The 25,222-nt window shown below is 61.1% G+C and carries 16 protein-coding genes, 3 tRNA genes and 3 pseudogenes; 21 read left to right on the forward strand and 1 reads right to left on the reverse strand.

Translation table 11 applies throughout. The annotated features are described in order from the left end of the window. Positions 1 to 644: 644 nt before the first annotated feature. On the forward strand, positions 645 to 2,681 hold the full coding sequence (locus HQ394_RS16475; RefSeq protein WP_190261127.1) for an acyltransferase family protein: 2,037 nt from the start codon (positions 645 to 647) through the stop codon (positions 2,679 to 2,681). 218 nt (positions 2,682 to 2,899) lie between these two features. Here the strand turns inward: HQ394_RS16475 and HQ394_RS16480 are convergent, their stop codons facing one another. Further along, positions 2,900 to 5,122, reverse strand: coding sequence for an acyltransferase family protein (locus HQ394_RS16480; protein ID WP_190261128.1), 2,223 nt, complete (start codon positions 5,120 to 5,122; stop codon positions 2,900 to 2,902). A 229-nt stretch (positions 5,123 to 5,351) separates the two neighbouring features. Between HQ394_RS16480 and HQ394_RS16485 the strand changes: the two genes are divergently transcribed. From HQ394_RS16485 to HQ394_RS16575, 20 genes and pseudogenes are all read left to right on the forward strand, one after another. Further along, a tRNA-Leu gene (locus HQ394_RS16485) sits at positions 5,352 to 5,436 on the forward strand. Between the two features lie 94 nt (positions 5,437 to 5,530). Beyond that, positions 5,531 to 7,030: a trigger factor gene (tig, locus tag HQ394_RS16490; protein ID WP_223291662.1), complete on the forward strand. Its 1,500-nt coding sequence runs from the start codon at positions 5,531 to 5,533 to the stop codon at positions 7,028 to 7,030. 81 nt (positions 7,031 to 7,111) lie between these two features. Continuing rightward, positions 7,112 to 7,762, forward strand: coding sequence for an ATP-dependent Clp endopeptidase proteolytic subunit ClpP (clpP, locus tag HQ394_RS16495; RefSeq protein WP_317628958.1), 651 nt, complete (start codon positions 7,112 to 7,114; stop codon positions 7,760 to 7,762). A 150-nt stretch (positions 7,763 to 7,912) separates the two neighbouring features. Next, complete coding sequence (clpX, locus tag HQ394_RS16500; protein ID WP_190261130.1) at positions 7,913 to 9,178, forward strand: ATP-dependent Clp protease ATP-binding subunit ClpX; 1,266 nt, start codon at positions 7,913 to 7,915, stop codon at positions 9,176 to 9,178. A 138-nt stretch (positions 9,179 to 9,316) separates the two neighbouring features. Next, positions 9,317 to 11,761, forward strand: a complete 2,445-nt coding sequence (gene lon / locus HQ394_RS16505; protein ID WP_190261131.1) for an endopeptidase La — start codon at positions 9,317 to 9,319, stop codon at positions 11,759 to 11,761. A 191-nt stretch (positions 11,762 to 11,952) separates the two neighbouring features. After that, positions 11,953 to 12,028: transfer RNA gene (locus tag HQ394_RS16510), tRNA-Val, on the forward strand. A gap of 244 nt (positions 12,029 to 12,272) precedes the next feature. Continuing rightward, a tRNA-Asp gene (locus HQ394_RS16515) sits at positions 12,273 to 12,349 on the forward strand. 67 nt (positions 12,350 to 12,416) lie between these two features. Continuing rightward, positions 12,417 to 12,782 (forward strand): NADH-quinone oxidoreductase subunit A, encoded by a 366-nt coding sequence (locus tag HQ394_RS16520; RefSeq protein WP_223291664.1) that lies wholly within the window; start codon positions 12,417 to 12,419, stop codon positions 12,780 to 12,782. Further along, positions 12,773 to 13,325: pseudogene (locus HQ394_RS16525) on the forward strand (NuoB/complex I 20 kDa subunit family protein). The gene HQ394_RS16520 and the pseudogene HQ394_RS16525 overlap by 10 nt, the downstream one beginning before the upstream one ends. A 53-nt stretch (positions 13,326 to 13,378) precedes the next feature. Next, complete coding sequence (locus HQ394_RS16530; RefSeq protein WP_190263364.1) at positions 13,379 to 13,987, forward strand: NADH-quinone oxidoreductase subunit C; 609 nt, start codon at positions 13,379 to 13,381, stop codon at positions 13,985 to 13,987. Positions 13,988 to 13,992: 5 nt separating this feature from the next. Next, positions 13,993 to 15,171, forward strand: a complete 1,179-nt coding sequence (locus HQ394_RS16535; RefSeq protein ID WP_190261133.1) for an NADH-quinone oxidoreductase subunit D — start codon at positions 13,993 to 13,995, stop codon at positions 15,169 to 15,171. Beyond that, positions 15,168 to 15,653, forward strand: a pseudogene (gene nuoE, locus HQ394_RS20215) (NADH-quinone oxidoreductase subunit NuoE); the annotation flags it as partial. The gene HQ394_RS16535 and the pseudogene nuoE, both read left to right, overlap by 4 nt. A gap of 135 nt (positions 15,654 to 15,788) precedes the next feature. Then, positions 15,789 to 17,078, forward strand: coding sequence for an NADH-quinone oxidoreductase subunit NuoF (gene nuoF / locus HQ394_RS16540; RefSeq protein ID WP_223292127.1), 1,290 nt, complete (start codon positions 15,789 to 15,791; stop codon positions 17,076 to 17,078). A gap of 10 nt (positions 17,079 to 17,088) precedes the next feature. After that, complete coding sequence (gene nuoG, locus HQ394_RS16545) at positions 17,089 to 19,161, forward strand: NADH-quinone oxidoreductase subunit NuoG (protein ID WP_190261135.1); 2,073 nt, start codon at positions 17,089 to 17,091, stop codon at positions 19,159 to 19,161. Positions 19,162 to 19,167: 6 nt separating this feature from the next. Next, the gene (gene nuoH / locus HQ394_RS16550; RefSeq protein ID WP_190261136.1) at positions 19,168 to 20,190 is read left to right on the forward strand and encodes an NADH-quinone oxidoreductase subunit NuoH; all 1,023 of its coding nucleotides are present in this window, start codon (positions 19,168 to 19,170) and stop codon (positions 20,188 to 20,190) included. Between the two features lie 21 nt (positions 20,191 to 20,211). Next, positions 20,212 to 20,688 carry an NADH-quinone oxidoreductase subunit NuoI gene (gene nuoI, locus HQ394_RS16555; protein WP_190261137.1) on the forward strand — a complete coding sequence of 159 codons (477 nt, stop codon included), beginning with the start codon at positions 20,212 to 20,214 and terminating at the stop codon, positions 20,686 to 20,688. A gap of 93 nt (positions 20,689 to 20,781) precedes the next feature. Continuing rightward, on the forward strand, positions 20,782 to 21,396 hold the full coding sequence (locus HQ394_RS16560; protein ID WP_190261138.1) for an NADH-quinone oxidoreductase subunit J: 615 nt from the start codon (positions 20,782 to 20,784) through the stop codon (positions 21,394 to 21,396). Continuing rightward, a pseudogene (gene nuoK, locus HQ394_RS16565) lies at positions 21,396 to 21,705 on the forward strand (NADH-quinone oxidoreductase subunit NuoK). Before HQ394_RS16560 ends, nuoK begins: the two are co-directional and overlap by 1 nt. Positions 21,706 to 21,716: 11 nt before the next feature. Then, positions 21,717 to 23,675, forward strand: a complete 1,959-nt coding sequence (nuoL, locus tag HQ394_RS16570) for an NADH-quinone oxidoreductase subunit L (RefSeq protein ID WP_190261139.1) — start codon at positions 21,717 to 21,719, stop codon at positions 23,673 to 23,675. Positions 23,676 to 23,682: 7 nt separating this feature from the next. Further along, positions 23,683 to 25,197, forward strand: coding sequence for an NADH-quinone oxidoreductase subunit M (locus HQ394_RS16575; protein ID WP_190261140.1), 1,515 nt, complete (start codon positions 23,683 to 23,685; stop codon positions 25,195 to 25,197). The last annotated feature ends 25 nt before the right edge of the window (positions 25,198 to 25,222 follow it).

Raw genomic sequence — 25,222 nt, forward strand, 5'->3', positions numbered from 1 at the left:
GGCACGGGGCACCGCCGTGACGGTGCTGGCTGATTGGGCGCAGACGATCCTTGCTCGCAGCCGCACCCGCATGGAGCAGATTTTGCATTTGCGAGCGTGCCATCTTCGCTTCACTGCGATCGGCATCAGTTTTAAAGACACACGGTGATGGTTTTCGATCGCGATTGGCGGCAAAGCTGCTGTAATCAGCGTAAAGGGCCGGCTGCTGCGATTGACAGTCAGGCGCGGGCAGGGAATTGATCTGCTGCAGTGCGACAACGTGGGGAAGGCAGGACCGTGCGTACCCTGGCAGCAACAGGACGGGCAACAGCTTTCGGCCGCCGTTGTTGCAGCGGCAGTCGCAGGTGATTCACCATTGCCGCGTCAGCCTGGGTACCCTTCGGCGCACTGTCCAAAAAGCGCCTCTGGACTTGCGACGCGAACCGGGATAAGCGGCCAAGAGCGTACCCTCGCCAGTCTATGTTCATGCTATGTTTCTGCTTTTGCCCGTTCCCTAAGCCATGCTAGGCCGTTCGCAACGACCGTAGCCGGTTCAGCGAGTCGCCCATAGCGGGCGAGTGGCCATACAAGGGACATCAAAGCCGCGTTCGGGTACGCCAGCGCCAGCAAACCCGGATGCAGACCGAACGATTGGAGTTGCAAGGATGGAAGTCGAACGCGCAGGCCGTGGTAGTGCTGACTCTCACGTAATTGCTTACCGGCCTGATGTAGATGGGCTACGAGCAGTTGCTGTATTGTCAGTTATACTTTATCATTTGTCAGACCATCTTCTGCCTGGTGGATATCTTGGCGTCGATGTGTTTTTTGTAATTTCTGGGTATTTGATTACATCCATCATCTGGCGAGAGGTGCAGCAGAAGAAGTTTACTATTGCGCGCTTTTATGATCGCCGCATCCGCCGTATTCTCCCTGCCTTGCTGACGATGCTGTTTACGGTCACGGTTGCTTCATTATTTTTCTTGCTGCCTTCCAATCTGATTGGTTATGGCAAAAGCTTGCTGGCCACGCTCGTTTTCATGAGTAATATATTTTTCTGGCGAGATGGCGATTATTTTGGCGGGTTGGCTGAACAGAAACCACTTTTGCACTTGTGGTCAATCGGTGTCGAAGAACAGTTCTATATCTTCTTTCCGATTATCCTCATCCTGATCGTACGTTTCTGGCCAAAAGGCGTTCTGCCGACCGTCATACTGTTGACGATCGGGTCGTTTGCTCTCAACGTCGGTGCCTTTTTCGTCGATGGGGCGACGCCGGCCTTCTTCTTGTTGCCCACGCGCGCCTGGGAGTTGGGATTTGGCGCGATCCTGGCAGTGATCCCACCACATGTGGCGCCTCGCGGCCGACTGGCGAACCTCTTCGCCATTATCGGGGCGATCCTGGTGATCGTCAGCGTGATCAACCCGGAAAAGCTTATGTGGTTTCTGCCGGTTTCCTTGCCGGCGGTGGTGGGGGCGACGCTGGTGGTGATTGCCGGCAAGGCGGAGTCGACGCTGGTTACGAAGGCACTGCGCTGGAGTCCGGTCGTTTTCATCGGCCTGATCTCCTATTCACTATACTTGTGGCATTGGCCGATCATCGTTTTCTCCCGCTACGTGCTGGTGCGCGACCTGACCAACATGGAGATGGCTTTTGCCTTCCTCATCATGATCGGATGCGCCACCGCATCGTGGTGGTTCATCGAGCGGCCCTTCCGCAGCAAGAGCATGCCCGGCTTCACGGTGCGGGCGGTGAGCGGCATCGGCATGTTGGGGATGGCGCTCGCGGGCGTTGCCCTTGTCTGGACCAATGGTTTCCCCGGTCGCCTCAGTCCTGAGGCAGCGCAGATCAACGCTGCGATCGAAACGCACTTCCGCTGTCCGGTTGCCGATTACGTGAGTGTCGGCTTGTCGCGTGGCTGCCGTATGGGTGTCGCGTCGGCCAATCCGCAAGCTGCCGAGGTGGTGCTGATGGGCAACTCGCACGCCTTGATGTACACCCCTGTATGGTCATCGATTCTGACGGAGCAGGGCAAGTCAGGGGTGCTGATCAATATCAATCGCTGCCTGCCGATCACCACGGTCAACCTCGATAAGAAATGCATGGAATTTGCCGAGCGCAATGTGGCCAACGTTGCCAGTCTGAAGCAAGCGTCAACAGTCATTATCGGGTTTAACTGGAACTTTGATGATCTCGTCGACCGAAACGATCAGTCGGTGGACAACAGCGATAATAAAGCACTGATCGCGGGACTGGATGACCTGATCGGCCAATTCGAACGCATGGGCAAGCGTGTCATCCTGATTGGTCCGATTGCCACCCCGGGCTATGATTTTGCGTCCACGGTCAGCCGGCAGATTGCCTTCGGTCATCCCGTCGATCGTCCCACGTCGGAGCCGACAGCAGCGTTCATGCAGACGTTCGCAGCGGCTATTCAACACTTCGAGCAGCGCGGCGATATCACCTTCGTCCGTGCCGATCAGGTGCTGTGTGATGCCGAGCGCTGCCATTTCATGATGGACGGACGCTCGCTGTTCTCCGATTCCAGTCATATTTCGATGCACGAACTCTACCGCTTTCAACCCCTCTTCACGGCGGCGCTGCAGGCTTCCCTGGCTGGGCAGCGCGGCACTTCGGAGCCGAGCGCAGCCGCACCAACGCCGGCGATGCCATCCAAAGCGGATCTGGGCGCCGCAGCGCAGTAGGGGAATGGTGGCAGCGGTTGGGCGGAAGCAGGGGCACACCGGCAGGCTTGCCTCTGTGCCACCGCCTCCTGATTTCGCGCGACGGCGTCGCTGCTGGGATCACGGGTTGAGGGACGCGTGCACGTGCTCCTCGATCACCTTGGCGGAGAAGGCGGCGACTGCGTCGTGGCCACTGGCGAGCCAATGCAGATTGTGCCGCTGATAGGGACAGCCCTCCGCTACGCTGCGCAGGACCGGGCGAAGATCGTATGTCTCGATGCCGGCGCAGTGGTTGCCGCAAGAAGCAGCCGCTGCGGCCGGTCCAGGTCGAAACGCCGAGGGTCGGTCAGATCCAGCTGGCGCGGATAGTAGGGCAACTGCTCTGGTGTGCAGACCTGGATGCCGGCCGGTGCCAGCAGGACAATCAACCGGCTGTTTGCCGCCGAAGCAACGGCCTTGATTTCGCCCAAGGATCGCGCGACAGCGGCGACCGTTGCCGCGTCCGTCTCGCGTGCCGCATCGTCATTGTCGGCAGCAAACTCCGGCAACATGGCAAGAAAAGCGTCCTGTGGCGCCGGTCGGTGCAATAGCCGTTCGTTCAGCGTCCGGCGCAGCTGTTGGCCGGCCAGGGCATACAGGTTGCCAAGCGCGAGGGTGGCAAACACGCTGTCGGAGCGGGGGTGTCCGAAGCCGATCTGTTGCTGAAACTTCTGGTTGGTGATCGCCACGTCCTCGAGATCGTTGACGAACATCTCAAGAACGATGACATCGGGCTTGTAGCGTGGCACGAAGGCTTCCAGTACCGCCGCGTACTGGTGGGGGCCATAGCCGGTGATCGCGAAGTTCATCACCTCGGCCGACCGGTACCGCCCGGCGCGGGCAAGATCGGCTTCCAGCAGGCGTGGCCACGCCTGCTGCGTATCGACGCCTTCGGCACTGGTGAACGCATCGCCCGTCGTCAGCACGCGCAGGACATCGGGGCGCTTTTCCTCCGCATAGACAGGACCGGGAAATCCAAGCGAATTGGCATCCACCTGGTAGTCGTAGGTCTGCCAGCGCAGCCGGGTGTGCTGTGACGGACGCAATGTCCAGCCGAAGTGCGGATCGGCCACCAGCGATGCCCGCTCACCCCAGCCGTTGACCTCCTCCGGGGCGATGCGTCGGCTCATCACCTCGCCGGTCAACAGGACGGCGTAAACGCATGCTGCGGTGAGGCCGAAGCGCAGCCAAGCACCGCGGCGTCCCCATCGTTGCCCTGCTGTGGTGATGATCAGGGCGGCGATGCGCACGGTTGTCTCTAGCGCCAGGGCGACCACGGGGGCGACGACCAGGGCAAGGCCTGTTCGCAGCCACAGCGCCGGGCCGATGGGCATCCGCTCTGCAATCAACGCCGTAAAGACCAACTGATGAGTGAGGAAAAGGCTCAGCGAATGCCGCGATAAAAAAGCGAGACAGCGGCGGACCAGCGGTGTTGCCATCAGTGGTCGGGCGACGCAGCTTCCGAGGAGGACAATTGCCCCGGCGCCGAACATCAACGGGGAGAGGGTGTTGCCGAGGAGGAAAAACGACAGGCCAAAGCCGACGGCCATGACCGCCGCCGCCGCCGCCAGCGTCGCTGGGGCGCGCAACAGGGCGTCGATCTGTCCTGGTGCGGCGACATAAGCCGACGCAAGGATCATGCCGGCAGCAAATTCCGGCAGGCGCGAAAGGAACACCGCCCCTCGCGACCAGCAGTCAAGATAGTTCCATTCCGCCAGCGGCCCGGCAAACAGCCACAGTCCCAGGCCGCGAATCAGCAGCGCTCCGCCAATCACCAGCCAGGCAAAGCGAACGGCACCCAACCGTGTCAGTGCGGCGTACAGGAACGGATAGACCGCGTAGAGTTGCAGGATCAGGCCGATAAACCACCAGGCAGGGCAGAAGGCGTAAAAGATATCCGGGGTGGCACGAAAGCCCAGGGCGCTGAACCAGAAGGCTTCGTTCGCCGGGCTGACGCTTCCTGGCACCACCAGGCCGGCAGCCAGCAGTCCGAGGTGAAGGATCCACCAAGTGGGATAAACCCGCTCGAGCCGGCGCCAAACGAAGTCGAGCCACGAAACGGTGCGGCGACGCTGCAGCAAGCTGTAGGTTAGGCCAAATCCGCTGGCGATGATGAAAATCTGCACCCCGCCATCACCCATCCAGCCCACCAGGCGCAGCAGCGACAGCGGCCAGTTCCACATGCCGTAATCGGTCAGTGGCTGCAATTGGGCGAAGCGGGCGGCCAGCGGCGGCCAAGCGTTGGTGGGGTTGGCGAAATCGCCATAGCCGAACACGCGCTCGGTCCAATGCACGAGCATGATCCACAGCAGCGCGAGGGCTTTCGTCCCATCAATCCAATCGAGGTGAAGCGCATCGGCGACGACACCGGGCGACCCCATGTGCGCTATAAGCTGTTCCCGGCGTGATGCTTTGGCGTACATTGCGAAGCCACCCCCCTTGAGTCCGGCACGCGGGCGCCAATATGCTTTGCCTGTAATGACAGGACAAGCCCGACCGGGATATGCAATGCGTCACTGCCAAACGCATTCTGTCTGCGATAGGCAAGTCTGCGGCCAGCCGCGGTGGTGCCGGCAGCGATCGCAATCGTCGTTGACAGGCTCGCCGAAAGAATGTGATTGTGCTCGGCCGCCGGCGGGTTGAGGGCGTCCTGCGGGCGTGGTGGAACTGGTAGACACGCAGGATTTAGGTTCCTGTGACGCAAGTCGTGGGGGTTCAAATCCCTCCGCCCGCACCATCCAAAGAGCCAGCCGACGCGACGACCGTGCAACGCAGTCGTATCTGCATACCTCGGCGGTATCATTCAGCAAACCAACGTTAACGAAATATTTATGCCAGACATGCAGGTTACGGAGACGAAGGTCGAAGATCTGAGCCGGGAATTCAAAGTCACGATTCCGGCGGCCGAGATCGAACAGAAGTTTGAGCAGCGCTTGAACAAGCTGGTAGAGAGCGTGCGTCTCCCCGGATTTCGTCCGGGTAAGGTGCCGGTCACTTTGCTGCGCAAGCGGTACGGCGATTCACTGCGCGGCGAGATCATCGAAGAGACGATCAACGAATCGTCAAAGTCGGTGATCACCGATCGCGGTTTGCGCCCGGCATTGCCGCCGCGGGTAGAATTGCAGGTGGCGGCCGATAGTGCCGACCTGGAGTACACACTTGCCCTGGAAGTTCTGCCGGAGATCGAGCAGCCCGATTTCGCTCAGATTGCGCTCGAGCGACTGGTCGTCGAGCCGGACGAGTCACAGGTCACCGCGACGGTGGAGCGGCTCGCCAACATGGTGCGTGGCAGTCAGCCGGTGACAGAGCAGCGGCCGGCCACCGTCGACGATCTTATCGTTGTTGATGTGGTCGCTCCGGCAGATCCGAAGCCCTTCGGCGACGGCAAGAGCATGACCCTGCCGCTCGATGGCGACGGACCGCTGCCGGAACTCGCTGCCCAGTTATGCGGTGCCGAGGCAGGCGAGACGCGGGTCGTGACCATTACCTTCCCGGCGGACTATGGCGTGGCGGATCTTGCGGGCACGACCGGCGAATATGAAATGCTGGTGAAAGAGCTGCGTCAGCGGGACCCTCTCAGCCTGGATGATGAGCTGGCGAAGAAGCTCGGCGTAGAAAGCCTGGAAGAGCTGACCAAGGATATCCGCGAGCACCATGCGCAGGAGCTGAAGACTGTTTCACGCGCCCGCCTGAAGCGAGCTCTTCTTGACCAGCTGGATAAGCTTTATTCGTTTTCGCTCCCCAAGGGCCTGGTAGAGCGGGAGTATGAAACGATTACCCGCCGTCTCAAGGCGGAGGATGCTACGGCGTCATCGGCCGAGACTGCGGACGCGGTCGGTACAGAGCCGGGAGCGGGCGCCGACGGCAGTGTAGCCGAAGTCGAGGCGTCGGCCGGCGATGCATCCGTCGTGACGATTGGTGACACACAACACAGCCAGGATCCGACGGGCGAGTACTATGAGCTGGCGGAGCGGCGTGTTCGTCTCGGCTTGGTTCTGGCGGAAGTGGGCCAGCGCAACAATCTGCGCGTCACGCCGGAGGAAATCGGCAAGGCCATGGTCGCCGAAGCCCGACGGTACCCGGGTCAGGAAAAGGCGGTCATTGATTTCCTGCGCAACAATGCGGAGGCAAGAGAGGCGATCGCTGCGCCGTTACTTGAAGAGAAGGTCGTCGATTTCATCCTTGAGATGGTCAAGGTCGAGGACCGGACGGTGTCTGCCGAGGACCTGTTGCGCGCGGATGACGACGACACTACGTTCGCAGGAGTGGCAAGTTCGTCGCAAGGCGAAGTGGGCATGCAGACGACAGAGGCGGACGGCGATCTACGCTGACGCTCCGTTGGTTGCGAAAGGCGTTCCGCCCGCTTTGCGAGCGGGCCGTATGCGTAAAGGGTCAGAACAGCGAGGGTCCGGGTGGAAACTTACCTCAATTCCTTGGTTCCCATGGTCGTCGAGACCACCAACCGAGGCGAGCGTGCCTATGATATTTACTCCCGGCTGCTCAAGGAGCGGATCATTTTCCTGACCGGAGGCGTCAACGATGGGGTGGCAAGCCTCATCTGCGCGCAGCTGCTGTTCCTTGAGTCAGAGAACCCGAACAAGGATATCGCCTTTTACATCAACTCGCCTGGCGGGTTGGTGACCGCGGGGCTCGCCATTTACGACACGATGCAATACATCCGCCCCGACGTGGCGACGCTCTGCATCGGTCAGGCGGCGTCGATGGGCGCTCTCCTGCTCGCGGCCGGGGCGGATGGCAAACGTTTTGCATTGCCGAACTCACGCATCATGGTGCACCAGCCATCCGGCGGCGCACAGGGGCAGGCGACGGATATCGAGATTCAAGCGCGTGAAATCCTGGCTATCCGGGCGCGTCTGAATGCCATCTTCGTCAAACACACTAGGCAGAGTCTGTCGGTGATCGAAACGGCAGTGGAGCGGGATCGCTTCATGAGCCCCGAGGAGGCGAAGGAGTTTGGGATCGTTGACGAGGTCATTCTCAGCCGGCCGCGCTCGGAGGAAAATGCCGACAAGACAGCGGTGGGAAAAGGGGGAAAGTCCTGATCAAGGATCACCCACGGCGGCGCCGATCGGACGCGGCAAGGTAGAATGACCGTACAAGAGTCTTCGGCTACCAGGATTTGGGGATTGTCCCCACTGGCCGCACATGGCTAACATGTTCGGGTCTGAGTTTTCGCGGATACGGATGACAGCATGAGCAAGTCCGCAGGTGGCGATTCGAAAAACACGCTTTATTGTTCCTTCTGCGGCAAGAGCCAGCACGAGGTTCGCAAACTGATCGCCGGTCCCACGGTGTTCATCTGCGACGAGTGCGTAGAGCTCTGCATGGACATTATCCGCGAGGAGCACAAAACCGGCCTGGTGAAGGCTGGCGATGGCGTGCCGAGTCCGCACGAGATTTGCGGCGTTCTCGATGACTACGTGATCGGTCAGGAGCGGGCGAAGAAGATTCTCTCGGTCGCGGTGCACAACCACTACAAGCGAATCAACCATTCGGCGAAAAGCAACGATGTGGAGTTGGCGAAGTCGAACATCCTGCTGATTGGCCCAACTGGTTGCGGCAAGACGCTCCTGGCGCAGACGCTGGCGCGCATTCTCGACGTGCCGTTCACCATGGCCGATGCGACCACGTTGACCGAGGCCGGCTACGTTGGCGAGGATGTTGAGAATATCATCCTGAAGCTGCTGCAGGCGGCGGATTACAACGTCGAACGGGCACAGCGTGGCATCGTCTACATCGACGAAGTGGACAAGATTTCGCGCAAGTCCGACAACCCGTCGATCACCCGCGACGTGTCGGGCGAGGGTGTTCAGCAGGCGCTGCTGAAGATCATGGAAGGTACGATCGCCAGCGTGCCGCCGCAGGGCGGGCGCAAGCATCCGCAGCAGGAGTTCCTGCAGGTAGATACGACCAACATTTTGTTCATTTGCGGTGGGGCATTCTCCAGTCTGGAGAAGATCATCTCCTCACGCACCAAGGGGACGACGGTGGGCTTTGGCGCCGATGTGCGGGCGCCCGACGAGCGTCCAACCGGTGAGGTGCTCAAGGAAGTCGAGCCGGAGGACTTGCTCAAGTTCGGCCTGATTCCCGAGTTTATCGGTCGGCTGCCGGTTACCGCGACCTTGACCGACCTCAACGAGCAGGCGTTGATCGATATTCTGACCAAGCCGAAAAATGCTTTGGTCAAGCAGTACCAGCGCCTGTTCGAGATGGAAGGGGTGCGGCTGGAGTTCACTGAAGGTGCCCTGCGCAGCATCGCCAAGCGGGCCGTCCAGCGCAAGACAGGTGCCCGCGGGCTGCGCTCGATCATGGAAAGCATCCTGCTGGAAACCATGTTCGATCTGCCCAGCCTCGAGGCGGTCGAGCAGATTGTGATCAATCGTGAGGTTGCCGACGAGCAGGCGCAACCGCTCTATATCTACGCTGATCGACGCGGCGACGTGGGTAGCAGCGCCTGACCTGGCCCTGCACCCAGCCAGCGGTGCTGCGTGGCGCCGCCGGAGGGACCCTCGGGGTTGATCTGAGCCACTAAGGCGACCACTTCACCGCAAGGCCGTCGTCCCAGGTGGCTGCGGNNCCGTGGTCGCCTGGGACGTATGACTCCAACAAGAGAGGTGGTAGCCAACGTGACCGCTCCGACCCATTGTTATCCGGTTCTGCCTCTGCGCGACATTGTCGTCTTCCCGCATATGATCGTGCCACTGTTCGTGGGGCGGGAGAAGTCTGTGCGCGCCCTCGAAGACGTCATGAAAGACGACCGGCAGATTTTGCTGGTGGCGCAGAAAAACGCTGCACAGGACGACCCGGCGACTCAGGATATCTTCACCGTCGGCACGGTCTCGACCGTACTGCAACTGCTGAAGCTGCCGGATGGCACGGTGAAGGTGCTCGTCGAGGGCGGTCATCGCGCCCGCGTTCTTGGATTTACCGAGCAGCAGAGCTTCTTCGAAGCGAATGCTGAGGTGCTCGAAGAGCAGGTCGGCGATCGGCAGGAGATGGAAGCGCTGGCGCGTTCGGTGGTGGGCCAGTTCGAGCAGTACATCAAGCTCAACAAGAAAATCCCGCCGGAAGTGCTGGTTTCAGTCAACCAGATTGAAGACCCGAGCAAGCTTGCCGATACGGTCGCCTCGCATCTGGCGTTGAAAATTGCCGACAAGCAGGATCTGCTTGAAATCAGCGGCGTCGTCGAACGGCTGGAGCGGGTCTACTCGCACATGGAGGCGGAGATCGGTGTTCTCCAGGTGGAGAAGCGGATCCGCAATCGGGTCAAGCGCCAGATGGAGAAGACTCAGCGCGAGTACTATCTAAACGAGCAGCTGAAGGCCATTCAGAAGGAGCTTGGCGAAAGCGAGGACGGTCGCGACGAGGTCGGCGAGTTCGAAGAGCGCATCAAAAAGACGGCGCTGAGCAAGGAAGCGCGGGAAAAATCGCTGGGCGAAGTCAAGAAGCTGCGGTCGATGAGTCCCATGTCGGCGGAAGCGACGGTCGTTCGTAACTATCTCGAATGGATGCTGGCGATCCCCTGGAAGAAGCGGACCCGGGTCAAGAAGGACATCCGCCTCGCGCAGGAGATTCTCGATGCTGACCACCATGGCCTGAAGAAGGTCAAGGAGCGCATCCTTGAGTATCTGGCCGTGCAGCAGCGGACCAGCAAACTTCGCGGTCCGATCCTCTGCCTCGTTGGCCCTCCCGGCGTCGGCAAGACATCACTCGGCAAATCCATCGCTCGCGCCACCGGACGGACCTTCGTGCGCATGTCCTTGGGTGGTGTCCGCGATGAGGCGGAGATCCGCGGTCATCGTCGCACCTACATCGGCTCGATGCCGGGGAAGGTGATCCAGGGGATGCGTAAGGCGAAGGCCTCCAACCCGCTGTTCCTGCTCGATGAAGTGGACAAGATGGGGCACGACTGGCGCGGTGATCCCGCCTCGGCGCTGTTGGAGGTCCTCGATCCGGAGCAGAACGCCAATTTCAGCGACCACTATCTCGAGGTGGATTACGACCTGTCCGACGTCATGTTTTTGACGACGGCAAACACGATGAACATGCCGGCNCCCCTGCTGGACCGGATGGAGATCATCCGCATCTCCGGCTACACCGAGGACGAGAAGGTGGAGATCGCCAAGCGCCACCTGATCCCAAAGCAGTTGGAGGGGCATGGACTCGCCAGCGGTGAATGGTCGATTTCCGACGGCGCGTTGCGCGATCTGATTCGCTACTACACCNNCCGCGAAGCGGGCGTGCGTAACCTTGAGCGCGAAATCGCCAATCTGTGCCGCAAGTCGATCAAGTCGATCATGATGGGCGAGCGGAGCGAGGTGCATCTCAACTCGCGCAATTTGGCCAAATACGCCGGCATTAAGCGCTTCCGCTACGGCGAGGTGGAAGACGAGGACATGATCGGCGTCTGCACCGGCCTCGCGTGGACGGAAGTGGGCGGTGAACTGTTGTCGATCGAGTCGGTGATCGTGCCCGGCAAGGGGCGGGTGACCTACACCGGCAAGCTTGGCGACGTCATGCAGGAATCCATCCAGGCGGCGAAGTCATTCGTCCAGTCGCGTGCGGTTCGCTTTGGTATTCGCCCCGATGTGTTCAGTAAGCGCGACATCCACGTCCACGTGCCGGAGGGGGCAACGCCGAAGGACGGCCCATCGGCGGGAGTGGCGATGGTGACGTCGATCGTCTCGGTGCTTGCCGGCATACCGATTCGCCGTGACGTGGCGATGACCGGCGAGTTGACACTGCGCGGTCGCGTGCTGCCCATCGGTGGCTTGAAGGAAAAGCTGTTGGCGGCGCATCGAGGCGGCATCAAAACGGTGCTGATCCCCCGCGACAACGAGCGCGAGCTCTCCGAGATACCGGACAACATCACCCGTGATCTCAAGATCATCCCGGCAGCAACGGTGGAAGAGGTACTGAAGGCGGCCCTCGTCACCGAGTTGACGCCAATCGAATGGGATGAGGGTGAGGATTTGCGTAAACCGCCGGTGGCTGGCTCGGCGGCCGAGGAAGACGACCTGGGTGAAGTGACGACGCACTAGCGCCCTTTGCGGCGTCTTGAGACGATTGCAAACGGACCGCCGATGCTGTGTGAGCAGCGTCGGCGGTTTGCGTTTAGGGGGCGTCGTGGTGAGCGGCGTTATCGTTACGATCCTGCCTTGCTGCGGGATCGCAACGCTTGTCGCCGCGTCATGGCTGCGGCATTGTGTGGGCAGCGGCGCAAGCCGCGTGCGGGCGGTTAGCTCAGTTGGTAGAGCGCCACGTTTACACCGTGGATGTCGGCGGTTCGAGCCCGTCACCGCCCACCAAACCCCAGGGGTAAATCCCAGAGGCAAATGCCACCGGCAAATTTCTGGGGTAGCCCCAAAGGCGGCGCGCCGCCGCCAGGGGGAAGCGCCGGCCGATGCTGAAAGAATTATGGGCAAACGCGGCCCGCAGGCAGCCGGCGGCGCTTAGCTCAAAGTTGCCTGACCGAAGCCGGACACCCTGACTTGACACCGCCTAGGGGGCGGTTTACACGAAGCTCTCTCCGAAGGGCGCCGCGGTGGTCTTGGGGGTGTAGCTCAGTCGGTTAGAGCGCTGGCCTGTCACGCCAGAGGCCGCGGGTTCGAGTCCCGTCACTCCCGCCAGCCCCGCCAAGGATTTGGGGCATCCCCCGCCTTGCCGCCCGGTCAATTAGAAGAGCGAGGAATCGCGGTGAACCCTCTCCTCGGTGAGTACCTTCCTATCCTGATGTTTCTGGCCATCGCTATTGTCGTCGCTGGCGGGGCGTTTGTTGCGTCCTACGTCATCGGCGGGGAACGTCCGGATCCGGACAAAACTGCGGCCTATGAATGCGGCTTTGATCCATTTGAAGACTCCCGCGGCAAATTCGATGTCCGCTTTTATCTTGTGGCGATTCTTTTCATCATTTTTGATTTGGAAGTGGCGTTTCTGTTCCCGTGGGCGGTTGCATTGGGAAGTATCGGCGCTTTCGGTTTTTGGTCGATGATGGTTTTTTTGGCGGTGCTCACTGTCGGTTTCATATATGAATGGCGCACCGGAGCCCTGGATTGGGAGTAGGAACCGCCATGCAGTCCACTGACCTGACACCGCGCAACGCCGAGAACATCGACGAGATCTGGACGGGCGTGACCGACGCGATCCAGGAGAAAGGCTTCCTCCTCACTCAGGTGGACAATCTGGTGAACTGGGCGCGCGCTGGCTCGCTGTGGCCGATGACCTTCGGTTCTCGCCTGCTGCGCCATCGAAATGATGCACGCCTACGTCAGCCGCTACGATCTCGATCGGTTCGGCGTCGTGCCTCGTCCCAGTCCCCGCCAGTCGGACGTGATCATCGTCGCCGGAACCTTGACCAACAAGATGGCGCCGGCGTTCCGGCGCGTCTATGACCAGATGGCGGAGCCCCGTTACGTTATTTCCATGGGCTCCTGTGCCAATGGCGGTGGCTACTATCACTACTCCTATGCGGTCGTCCGCGGCTGCGATCGGGTGGTTCCGGTCGACGTCTACGTACCCGGCTGCCCGCCGACAGCAGAAGCGCTTGTCTACGGCATCTTGCAATTGCAGAAAAAGATCAAGCGCACGGGTTCGCTCTGGCGCTAAGACGCGGCGTGATGGCTAACATCGCGGAAAGGGATGTGGTGAGGGCCGAGGGAATGGACACGGGTTTGCGCGAGCTTGGGGAATATCTCGTCGCGGCAATGGGCGACGCCATCAAAGAGGTGGCGCTGGTCAGCGAAGAGCTGATCGTTGTTGTGGAGCGGGAGGCCATTCGTCGGGTTCTGAGCTTCCTGCGCGACGATGTGAACTGCCAATTCAAGCAATTGATGGATGTGACCGCCGTCGATTTTCCCGGACGCAGCGAGCGCTTCGAGGTGGTCTATAATTTGCTTAGCCTCACCCACAATCGCCGCATCCGGATCAAGCTTGCCACCGACGAGCAGACCCCGGTGCCGACCGCCACTAGCCTATTCAATTCCGCCAACTGGTTTGAGCGCGAGGTGTGGGACTTGTTCGGCATCTTCTTCCGTGAACATCCGGACCTCCGGCGCATCCTGACCGACTACGGATTTCAGGGCCACCCACTGCGCAAGGACTTTCCGCTTACTGGCTACGTCGAGGTTCGCTACGACGACGACCTCAAGCGCGTCGTCTACGAGCCGGTGAAGCTGCCGCAGGATTTTCGCAATTTCGACTTCCTCAGTCCCTGGGAAGGCGTTCAGGCGCAGTTGCCGGGCGACGAGAAAGCCGGGGAGGCCAAGTAGGCGCTATGGCTGAAACCCAGATCAAGAATTTCACCCTCAATTTCGGCCCGCAGCACCCCTCTGCGCACGGTGTTCTGCGTCTCGTCCTCGAAATGGACGGGGAGACGATTGATCGCGCTGACCCCCACGTCGGTCTGCTGCATCGTGGCACCGAGAAGCTGATCGAATATAAGAGCTATTTGCAGTCGGTTCCCTACTTCGATCGCCTCGACTACGTGGCGCCGCAAAACCAGGAGCATGCCTTCGCCCTGGCGGTGGAGAAACTGACCGGGGTGTCGGCGCCGCTGCGTGGCCAGTACATCCGCGTGCTCTATGCCGAGATCGGTCGCGTGCTCAACCACATCTTCACCATCTGCGCCTTCGCCATGGATATTGGCGCGATGACGCCGATGCTGTGGGGCTTTGAGCAGCGGGAACGACTGATGGAGTTCTGCGAGCGCGTTTGCGGTGCGCGGCTCCACATGGCCTACTTCCGTCCCGGCGGGGTGTCGCTCGACCTGCCGGCCGGGCTGGCCGATGACATCTGGGAGTGGACGGAGAAGTTCACCGCTTTCCTTGATGATCTGGAGGCGCTGCTCACCGAGAACCGGATCTTCAAGCAGCGTTCCGTCGATGTGGGCGCCATCTCTGCCGAGGACGCGCTCAACTGGGGCTTTTCTGGACCGTGCCTGCGTGCCGCGGGTGTGCCCTGGGATCTGCGCAAGGCGCAGCCTTATGACGTCTACGATCGCCTCGATTTCGATGTGCCCATCGGCAAGCATGGCGACTGCTACGATCGTTATCTGGTGCGCATGTACGAACTGCGCGAATGCCAGAAGATTATCCGGCAATGCCTGAAGGAGATGCCGCCGGGGCCGGTGAGGGCCGATGATCGCAAGCTCGCGCCACCGCCACGCCGGGAGATGAAGCACTCCATGGAGGCGTTGATCCACCATTTCAAGCTGTACACCGAGGGTTACCACGTGCCCCCTGGGGAAACGTACACGGTGGTGGAAGCGCCGAAGGGCGAGTTCGGCGTCTACCTGGTGTCCGACGGTACCAACCGGCCGTATCGCTGCCGGATCCGNCCCCCCGGCTTCCCGCATCTTGCGGCGATGGACTTCCTGACGCGCGGCCACATGCTGGCTGACGTCGTTGCGGTGCTCGGGTCTCTCGATATCGTCTTTGGGGAGATTGACCGATGAGCGCCGATCTGGTCGTCGATTTCGCGTTCACCAGCCATAATCAGGAGCTTGCGCGGCAGATCATCGGCAAATACCCGCCGGGTCGGCAGGCAAGCGCGGTCATTCCACTTTTGATGCTGGCGCAACGCCAGCATGGCGGCTGGCTGCCGCAGGCGGCGCTTGATCACGTGGCAGGAATACTCGGCATGCCGCCGATCCGCGTCTACGAAGTCGCAACCTTCTATACGATGTTCAAGCTGAAGCCGGTCGGGCGCCATCACATCGAGGTTTGCACCAATATCGCCTGTTGGTTGCGCGGCTCGGAGCAGATCCTCGCCGCCTGTAAAGATAAGCTTGGCATCGCGCCCGGCGAAACCACCGCGGACGGCCTGTTTACCCTGTCGGAAGCGGAGTGCCTCGGCGCCTGCGTCAATGCGCCGATGGTGCAGATCGGTGTGGACTACTTCGAGGATTTGTCGGTCGAAGCGATCGGCGCGATCATCGATGCGCTGCGCGCCGGTGAGAGCCCAGGTCCAGGTTCGCAGATTGGTCGCAAGAGTTCGGAACCCATCACCGGCCTCACGTCGCTCGGCGGCGATGGTGCCAATTCGGCCCCAACCCAGAGTGGNAGCGCACTGATGCTGCGGGATCAGGACCGCATCTTTACCAATATCTATGGTCTGAACGACACCTCGCTTGGCGGCGCGCGCAGTCGTGGTGATTGGGATGGCACGCATGGCCTGATCGCCAAGGGGCGGGACTGGATCGTCGACGAGGTGCGGAAGTCCGGTCTGCGCGGCCGCGGCGGTGCCGGTTTCGGCACCGGCATGAAGTGGTCCTTCATGCCGAAGACGCCGGGCGACCGACCGCACTACCTCGTGGTCAATGCTGACGAGGGCGAGCCGGGCACTTGCAAGGATCGGGAGATCCTGCGACATGAGCCGCACAAGCTGATCGAGGGAACGCTGCTCGCCGGCGTCGGCATGGGTGCGCACGCCTGCTACATCTACGTCCGCGGCGAATTCTACCGCGAGGCGGAGGCGCTGCAGCGGGCCATCGACGAGGCTTATGCTGAGGGCTTGATCGGCGTCAATGCTTGCGGCACCGGCTGGACCTACGATGTCTACGTCCATCTCGGCGCCGGGGCATATGTCTGCGGCGAAGAGACGGCGCTGATCGAGAGCCTTGAGGGCAAGAAGGGACAGCCGCGGCTGAAGCCGCCCTTTCCGGCGAATGTGGGTCTTTACGGCTGCCCGACCACGGTCAACAACGTGGAAACCATCGCTGTGGTGCCGACGATCCTCCGTCGCAGCGGCGATTGGTTTGCCAACCTCGGCAAGCCGAGGAACACCGGTACCAAGCTGTTCAACATCTCTGGCCACGTCAACGCACCGTGTACGGTGGAAGAGGAGATGGGGATCCCGCTGAAGGAGTTGATCGAGCGGCATGCCGGCGGCGTCATCGGCGGCTGGGACAACCTGCTCGCGATTATTCCCGGCGGCTCGTCGGTGCCGGTGCTGCCGAAGTCGATCTGTGACAGCGTGTGCATGGATTTCGACTCACTGGTGGCGGTGAAGTCCGGCCTGGGCACGGCCGCGGTGATCGTGATGGACAAGAGCGCCGATGTGGTGCGCGCCATCACCCGTTTGTCCCGCTTCTACAAGCACGAGAGCTGCGGCCAGTGTACGCCCTGCCGGGAAGGCACCGGCTGGATGTGGCGGGTCATGGAGCGCCTGTGCGATGGCCGCGCCCGGATCGAAGAAATCGATATCCTGGAGCAGGTTACCAAAGAGGTCGAAGGCCATACGATCTGCGCCCTTGGCGACGCTGCGGCTTGGCCCATACAAGGACTGATTCGGCATTTCCGCCCCGAGCTTGAGCGGCGTATTCACGCCTCGGCGCAGGCCGCCGGTCGCGAAGCCGCCTAGGAGACATCCGATGCCGAAGCTGACCATCGACGGGCAGGAAATCGAGATCGCGCCGGGGATGACGGTGCTGCAGGCGTGCGAGGCGGCCGGGGTCGAGATCCCGCGTTTCTGCTATCACGAGCGGCTGTCCATCGCCGGCAACTGTCGGATGTGCCTTGTTGCGCTTAAGGGATCGCCGAAACCGGTGGCCTCCTGCGCCATGCCTGCCGCGGACGGCATGGTGGTTGAAACCGACACTCCGGCGGTGCGCGGCATGCGCCGTGGCGTCATGGAGTTCCTGCTGATCAATCATCCGCTGGACTGCCCGATCTGCGATCAGGGCGGCGAATGCGATCTGCAGGACCTAGCCATGGGATATGGCTTTGATCGGGGTCGCTTCAAGGAAAACAAGCGGGCGGTTCAGGACAAGGACTTCGGCCCGCTGGTCAAGACGTCGATGAACCGGTGCATTCATTGTACCCGTTGTATCCGTTTCGTGACCGAGGTCGCGGGCGTCCCTGAACTGGGCGCTACCGGCCGCGGCGAAAACATGGAAGTGGGCACCTACATCAAGAAGGCGCTGACTTCGGAGCTGTCCGGCAACATCATCGATCTTTGTCCGGTGGGGGCGCTGACCTCGAAGCCGTACGCCTATGTGGCCCGCCCCTGGGAGTTGAACAAGACCGAGTCGATCGACGTGATGGACGCGGTTGGCAGCAACATTCGCGTCGACGCTCGGGGTGAGGAAGTGCTGCGGGTGCTGCCGCGACTGAACGACGCCATCAACGAGGAATGGATTTCCGACAAGACGCGCTTCGCCTGCGACGGTTTGCGAAGACAGCGTCTGGACCGGCCCTATGTGCGTCGCAACGGCCGCCTCGTGCCGGCCACCTGGGCGGAGGCATTCACCGCCATTGCCGAGCGGCTGCAGGGGCTCGATGGCCGGCGGATTGGCGCCATTGCCGGCGATCTCGCCTGCGCAGAGTCGATGTTTGCGCTGAAGTCGCTGCTGCAGACCCTTGGCTCGCCCAATCTCGACTGTCGGCAGGACGGCGCCAAGCTCCCCAGCCAGCTGCGGGCAGGGTATACCTTTAATTCGACGATCGCCGGTATTGATCAGGCGACCGCATGTCTCTTGATTGGCACCAATCCGCGCATCGAAGCAGCGGTGATCAATGCTCGCCTTGGCCGCCGTTTCCGCCACCGGTCGCTGCCGGTGGGGCTTATTGGTCCGTACGTCGACCTGACCTATCCCTACGAGCATCTCGGCGATGAACTGCATCTGATCGGCGCGATTGCCTCGGGTCAGCATCCGTTCGCCGAGCGCCTGCGGCAGGCGGAGCGACCGATGCTGATCGTCGGCATGGCGGCGCTGGCGCGGCCTGACGGCGACGCCGTGCTCGCGGCCACGCGCTGGCTCGCCGAGTCTTGCGGTCTTATCCGCCCGGATCTGGGATGGAACGGCTTCAACGTCCTGCATACCGCAGCGGCGCGNGTGGCTGGTCTGGATTTGAGCTTCACGCCAGGGCCCGGTGGGTATGATCTGGCCGGAATGCAGTCGGCCGCCGAGGCGGGCAATCTTGATGTCGTCTACCTGCTGGGGGCGGACGAACTCGACATGTGCCGGCTTGGTTCGGCGTTCGTCATCTACCAGGGCCATCATGGTGACGCCGGTGCCAACCGCGCCGACGTCATCCTGCCCGGTGCGGCCTATACCGAGAAGGATGGCACCTACGCTAATACCGAGGGCCGGGTGCAGCGCAGCGAACTGGTCTGTCATCCGCCGGGAGAGGCGAAGGCGGACTGGGCGATCCTGCGCGCCCTTTCGGAGCGGCTGGGGCAGACGCTTCCCTTTGACTCGCTCGGCCAATTGCGGGCGGCGATGGTGGCGGCCAGCCCGGTGCTGGGTACCCTGGACCAGGTGACCTCTGCCCCGTGGAGCGAGTTCGGCATCCCGGGTATTGTCGACGGCTATCAGCCGATCAGCTACCCGATCAGCAACTTCTACCTCACCAACCCTATCTGCCGCGCATCGGCGACCATGGCGCGATGTGTGGACGCGTTCCTCGGCGAGACGGCGAGAAAGACTGGCACCGATGACTAGCCCCCTATGGACCGACTATCTNNCCTGCCGGCGATCATCACCGTCCTGCAGATCCTGGCGATCGTCCTGCCGCTGCTGATGGCGGTTGCCTACCTGACCTTCGCCGAGCGCAAAGTCATCGCCGCGATGCACATGCGCAAGGGGCCGAACGTGGTCGGTCCCTTCGGCCTGCTGCAGCCCATGGCCGACGGCCTGAAGCTGATGCTGAAGGAAACGGTGATCCCCGCCACCGCCAATCGGGGCGTGTTCATCATCGCGCCGATGATCACCTTCATTCTGGCGCTGATCGCCTGGGCGGTGATCCCCTTCGACAAGGGCTGGGTGCTGGCCGACATCAACGTCGGTATCCTTTATATGTTCGCCATCTCCTCGCTTGGCGTCTACGGCATCATCATGGCCGGCTGGGCGAGCAACTCGAAGTACGCCTTCCTCGGCGCGATGCGCTCGGCGGCGCAGATGGTGTCGTATGAAGTGTCGATGGGCTTCGTCATCGTTACCGTTCTGCTCTGCGTCGGATCGCTGAACATGAGCGATATCGTCGAGGCGCAGAGGGGCAGCGGCCTGATCAATTGGTGGTTTGCCGCACCGCTGCTGCCCATGGCGGTGATCTTTTTCGTCTCAACCCTGGCGGAGACCAATCGTCATCCCTTCGATCTGCCGGAGGCCGAAGCCGAACTGGTGGCGGGTTATAACGTCGAATACTCGGCGATGACCTTTGCCCTGTTCTTCCTCGGTGAATACGCCAACATGATTCTGATGTCGGCGTTGACCAGCGTGCTTTTCCTNGGGGGATGGCTGCCGCCGTTGAATATCGCCCCGTTCACCTGGGTGCCCGGGCTGGTGTGGTTCGCGCTGAAGATCGCGGCCTGCCTGTTTGTCTTCTTGTGGGTGCGGGCGACGTTGCCGCGCTATCGCTACGATCAACTGATGCGATTGGGTTGGAAGGTGTTCCTGCCGATTTCGTTGATCGCGGTCGTACTTGTGTCTGGCATCCTGGTCGGCTTCGACCTGACGCCAGGCGTGCGCTGAGATAACGAGGAGCAATGTTCGATGGGTGTTATACGCACCTTTTTTCTCGGCGAGTTGCTGTCCGGGCTTGGGCTGACGTTCAGCTATATGTTCAAACCGTCGGTGACGTTGAACTATCCCTACGAGAAAGGGCCGCTCAGTCCGCGCTTCCGTGGTGAGCATGCATTGCGGCGCTATCCGAATGGCGAAGAGCGCTGTATCGCCTGCAAGCTGTGCGAGGCGGTGTGCCCGGCCCAAGCGATCACCATCGAAGCGGAGCCACGCAACGACGGCAGCCGGCGGACCACCCGCTACGATATCGACATGCTGAAATGCATCTACTGCGGCTTTTGTCAGGAAGCATGCCCGGTGGACGCGATCGTCGAGGGACCGAATTTCGAGTTTTCGACCGAGACGCGCGAGGAGTTGATGTACGACAAGGATAAGCTGCTGGCGAACGGTGACCGCTGGGAAACCGAGATCGCGGCAAACCTGGCGGCAGATGCTCCTTATCGTTGACTGTGCTGTGCTGATTCGACAATAAACACGTGGCCTTCCTCCGGAAGGCCAGAGAACAAATCAAGCCACTCGCTGGCTCAACCCGGATAGCCAATGATTATTCAGGCAATCGCGTTCTATTTGTTTGCCGTGGTGGCCGTCGGTTCCGCCGTCATGGTAATCTCGGCGCGCAACCCGGTTCATTCAGTTCTGTTCCTGATCCTTACATTCTTTAATGCTGCCGGGCTTTTCGTCCTCATGGGGGCGGAATTCCTCGCGATGATTCTTGTGATCGTCTACGTCGGCGCCGTCGCGGTCATGTTCATGTTTGTCGTGATGATGCTCGATATTAACTTTGCCGAGCTGCGTCAGGGCTTTCTCCGCTATCTGCCGATCGGCGGCGTCGTCGGGCTCATTCTCCTCGGCGAACTGCTGCTCATCCTCGGTGGCTGGACGCTGTCGCCGGAGGCGGCGCAGCAGGCGGCCGCACCGTTGCCGGTGGCGGGTACGGTCACCAATACGTTGGCGCTGGGACAGATCATCTATACCCAATACCTCTACCTGTTCCAGGCAGCGGCGATGATCCTGCTGGTGGCGATGATTGGTGCCATTGTGCTGACGCACCGACGGCGCCCGGGTGTGCGCCGGCAGAACATTGCGGCACAGGTTAATCGCCGGCCGCAGGACTGCGTCGAAATCCGCAAAGTACCGTCAGGGAAGGGGATCTGATGTTTGTGATCGGCCTCGGTCATTACCTCAGTGTCGCCGCGATCCTGTTCGCGCTGGGCATTTGGTATTTTCATCAACCGCAAGAACATCATCGTGATTTTGATGTCCGTTGAGCTGATGCTGCTTGCGGTCAATCTCAACCTGGTCGCCTTTTCGACGGCTCTGCACGACCTCGTCGGCCAGGTATTCGCCATGTTCGTTCTGACGGTGGCAGCGGCGGAAGCCGCGATCGGACTTGCGATCCTGGTTATCTATTTCCGCAATCGCGGGACGATCGCGGTTGAAGACGTCAACCTGATGAAGGGCTGAGGGGCCGCTCCATGTCGATCGCCGTCGTCTTTCTTCCGCTCCTCGGTGCGATCATCGCTGGGTGCCTTGTTTTCGTCCGCTGCGAAGACAAGCACGCCAAGCACCGTATCGATACGCTGTCGCAGTACATCACCTGCGGCGCCTTGTTGCTATCGATGGCGGGGGCCATCACCCTCTTTATCGATGTGGCGCTCCACGGCAACGCGCACACTGTCCGCCTGTTTACCTGGATCGAGTCGGGAGCCCTGGAGACCGCCTGGTCGCTGAAGGTTGATACGCTGACCGCGGTGATGCTGATCGTCGTGACCGTGGTTTCGGCCATGGTGCACGTCTATTCCATCGGCTACATGCACCACGACACCAGCATTCCTCGGTTCATGGCCTACCTGAACCTGTTCACCTTCTTCATGCTGATGCTGGTGACCGCTGACAACCTGCTGCAGCTGTTTTTCGGCTGGGAAGGAGTCGGCCTCGCGTCCTACCTGCTGATCGGCTTCTGGTACGACCGACCATCAGCTTGCAAGGCGGCGATCAAGGCCTTCGTCGTCAACCGCGTGGGCGACGTGGGTTTCACCCTTGGCATCCTCGGCGTCTATCTTATCTTTGGCAGCATTCAGCTGGATACGGTGTTCGCCGGAGCAGCTGCCCACGCCAATACCGTCGTCAACGTTTTTGGCGCCGACCTGCACGCGATGACGCTGATCTGCATCTTGTTGTTCATTGGCGCCATGGGCAAATCGGCGCAGCTCGGCCTCCATACTTGGCTGCCGGACGCCATGGAAGGCCCGACCCCGGTGTCGGCGTTGATCCACGCCGCGACCATGGTTACCGCCGGTGTCTTTCTGGTGGCACGGATGTCGCCGCTGTTCGAATACTCGGATACGGCGCTGGCAGTGGTGACCATCATCGGTGCATCGACGGCATTCTTTGCGGCGACCATTGGCTGCGTACAGAACGACATCAAGCGGGTGATCGCCTATTCAACCTGCTCGCAGCTCGGCTACATGTTCTTCGCCCTCGGTGTTTCTGCCTACTCCGCCGGCATCTTTCACCTGATGACGCACGCCTTTTTCAAGGCGCTACTCTTCCTCGGTGCCGGCTCGGTGATCCATGCCATGTCCGACGAGCAGGACATGCGGAAGATGGGCGGTATCTGGAAGCTGGTGCCGGTGACCTACGTGCTGATGTGGATCGGCTCGCTGGCGCTGGCGGGCATCTGGCCCTTTGCCGGCTACTGGTCGAAGGACATCGTTNNCGAAGCCGCGTACGCCGCGGAAACTGCAGTGGGCCACTATGCGTTCTGGCTCGGCATCGCCGCCGCTTTCATGACGGCCTTCTACTCATGGCGGCTCATTCTGATGACTTTCCATGGCAAGCCGCGCGCCGAAGATAGCGTCATGGCGCGGGTGCACGAGTCGCCCAAGGTCATGCTGCTGCCCATGTGCGTTCTCGCTGTGGGCGCCTGCTTCGCCGGCTATGTGGCACACGACTGGTTTGTTGGCCACGATATGGACGAGTTCTGGCGCGGCGCAATCTTCGTCTTGCCGTCGCATCCGGCACTGGAAGAAGCGCATCATGTGCCGGAATGGGTGGCGCTGCTGCCGCTCATCGTCGGCCTTGCTGGCATCGCCCTGGCCTATGTCCTCTACTCGTTCCTGCCGAGCTTGCCTGCGGCCATCGCCTCGACCTTCGCTCCCGTCTACCGCTTCCTGCTCAACAAGTGGTATTTCGACGAGCTGTATGATGCCATCTTCGTCCGGCCGGCGTTCATGCTCGGGCGCGGCTTCTGGAAGGGTGGCGATGGGAAGATGATCGACGGTCTCGGTCCCGACGGCATCGCCGCCACTGCGCTACGGGTTGCGCGCGGTGCCACCCGGTTGCAAACCGGTTACATCTTTCACTACGCGTTTGCCATGCTGATCGGCGTGCTGATCCTGGTCAGCTGGTATCTCCTTCGGGTCGCGGGTTAACACAGCCATGATGAATCTGCCGATCCTCTCGCTGATCACCTTTCTGCCGCTTGTCGGTGCTCTGCTCATCCTGACCATTCGCGGTGAGGCNGGGGTGGTCGCGCGCAACGCCCGCAATGTGGCGTTGCTCACGTCGCTGACGACGTTTGCCCTGTCGCTGATCGTGTGGTTCGGCTTCGACCGCAGCGTGGCGGAGTTTCAGTTTGAAGAACGGGCGCTGTGGATGCCCGACTTCAATATTTCCTACCACATGGGCGTCGACGGCATTTCGATGCTCCTCGTGCTGCTGTCGACCGTGCTTATCCCGATCTGCATTCTTGCCAGTTGGGAAAGCATCAAGGTTCGAGTCAAGGAATTCATGATCGCGTTTATGATCATGGAGACTACTCTGGTAGGCGCTTTCTGTGCGCTTGACCTTATCCTGTTTTATGTTTTCTTCGAAGGCGTGCTGATCCCGATGTTCCTTATTATCGGCGTTTGGGGTGGCCCGCGGCGCGTCTATTCAGCGTTCAAATTCTTTCTCTACACCCTCATCGGCTCGGTGCTGATGTTGATCGCGCTGTTGGCGATCTACATTCAGGCCGGCACCACCGACATTCCAGCGCTGCTTGAACACAACTTCCCGCCGAGCATGCAGACGTGGCTCTGGCTAGCCTTCCTGTCGGCGTTTGCGGTGAAGTTGCCCATGTGGCCGGTGCACACTTGGCTGCCTGATGCGCACGTGGAGGCGCCTACGTCCGGATCGGTGATCCTGGCCGGCGTGATGCTGAAATTCGGTGGCTACGGCTTCCTGCGCTTCTCGCTACCCATGTTGCCGGACGCCTCGGCCTACTTCGCGCCACTGATGTTTGCTCTCAGCGTGGTCGCCGTTATTTACACCTCGCTGGTGGCGCTGGCCCAGGAGGACATGAAGAAGCTGATTGCCTACTCGTCTGTGGCTCATATGGGCTACGTGACGGTTGGGGCGTTCAGCCTGACGTCGCAGGGCGTCGAAGGGGCGCTGTTCCAGATGCTCAGCCACGGCGTCGTCTCGGCCGCACTCTTCCTCATCGTCGGCGTGGTCTACGACCGTACCCACTCGCGAGAGATCGCAACCTATGGTGGGCTGGTGCACCGGATGCCAGTGTATGCGCTGGTCTTCATGCTGTTCACCCTCGCGTCGGTCGGTCTGCCAAGCACGGGTGGCTTCGTCGGTGAGTTTCTCGTCCTGGTGGGCGCCTTCCAGGCCAACGCCTGGGTGGCCTTCCTCACCGCGCTCGGCATGATCCTCGGTGCCGGCTACATGCTCTATCTCTATCGGCGGGTGATTTTTGGCACGCTGACCAAGGACGCGCTGAAGTCGATGATGGACCTCACGCCGCGGGAGATCGCTATCTTCGCGCCGCTGGTTGTCCTCGTCCTCTGGATGGGCATTTATCCATCCTCGTTCCTGGACGTGATCCATGTATCGGTGGACCACTTGGTTACTCGCGTGCAGCTTGCCAGTAATCCACAAGCCGCTCTTTCACTCGTTTCTCGCTAGCCACAACCCGGGATTGGACGGAGCC

Source organism: Defluviicoccus vanus (assembly GCF_014672695.1).
In the GTDB taxonomy this organism is placed as follows: domain Bacteria; phylum Pseudomonadota; class Alphaproteobacteria; order Rhodospirillales; family Defluviicoccaceae; genus Defluviicoccus; species Defluviicoccus vanus.

Coding starts and splice junctions, on each gene's coding strand:
- HQ394_RS16475 (WP_190261127.1), top strand. CDS start 645: ATGGAAGTCGAACGCGCAGGCCGTGGTAGTGCTGACTCTCACGTAATT.
- HQ394_RS16480 (WP_190261128.1), bottom strand. CDS start 5,122: ATGTACGCCAAAGCATCACGCCGGGAACAGCTTATAGCGCACATGGGG.
- tig (WP_223291662.1), top strand. CDS start 5,531: ATGCCAGACATGCAGGTTACGGAGACGAAGGTCGAAGATCTGAGCCGG.
- clpX (WP_190261130.1), top strand. CDS start 7,913: ATGAGCAAGTCCGCAGGTGGCGATTCGAAAAACACGCTTTATTGTTCC.
- HQ394_RS16530 (WP_190263364.1), top strand. CDS start 13,379: ATGGACACGGGTTTGCGCGAGCTTGGGGAATATCTCGTCGCGGCAATG.
- nuoF (WP_223292127.1), top strand. CDS start 15,789: ATGCTGCGGGATCAGGACCGCATCTTTACCAATATCTATGGTCTGAAC.
- nuoI (WP_190261137.1), top strand. CDS start 20,212: ATGGGTGTTATACGCACCTTTTTTCTCGGCGAGTTGCTGTCCGGGCTT.
- HQ394_RS16560 (WP_190261138.1), top strand. CDS start 20,782: ATGATTATTCAGGCAATCGCGTTCTATTTGTTTGCCGTGGTGGCCGTC.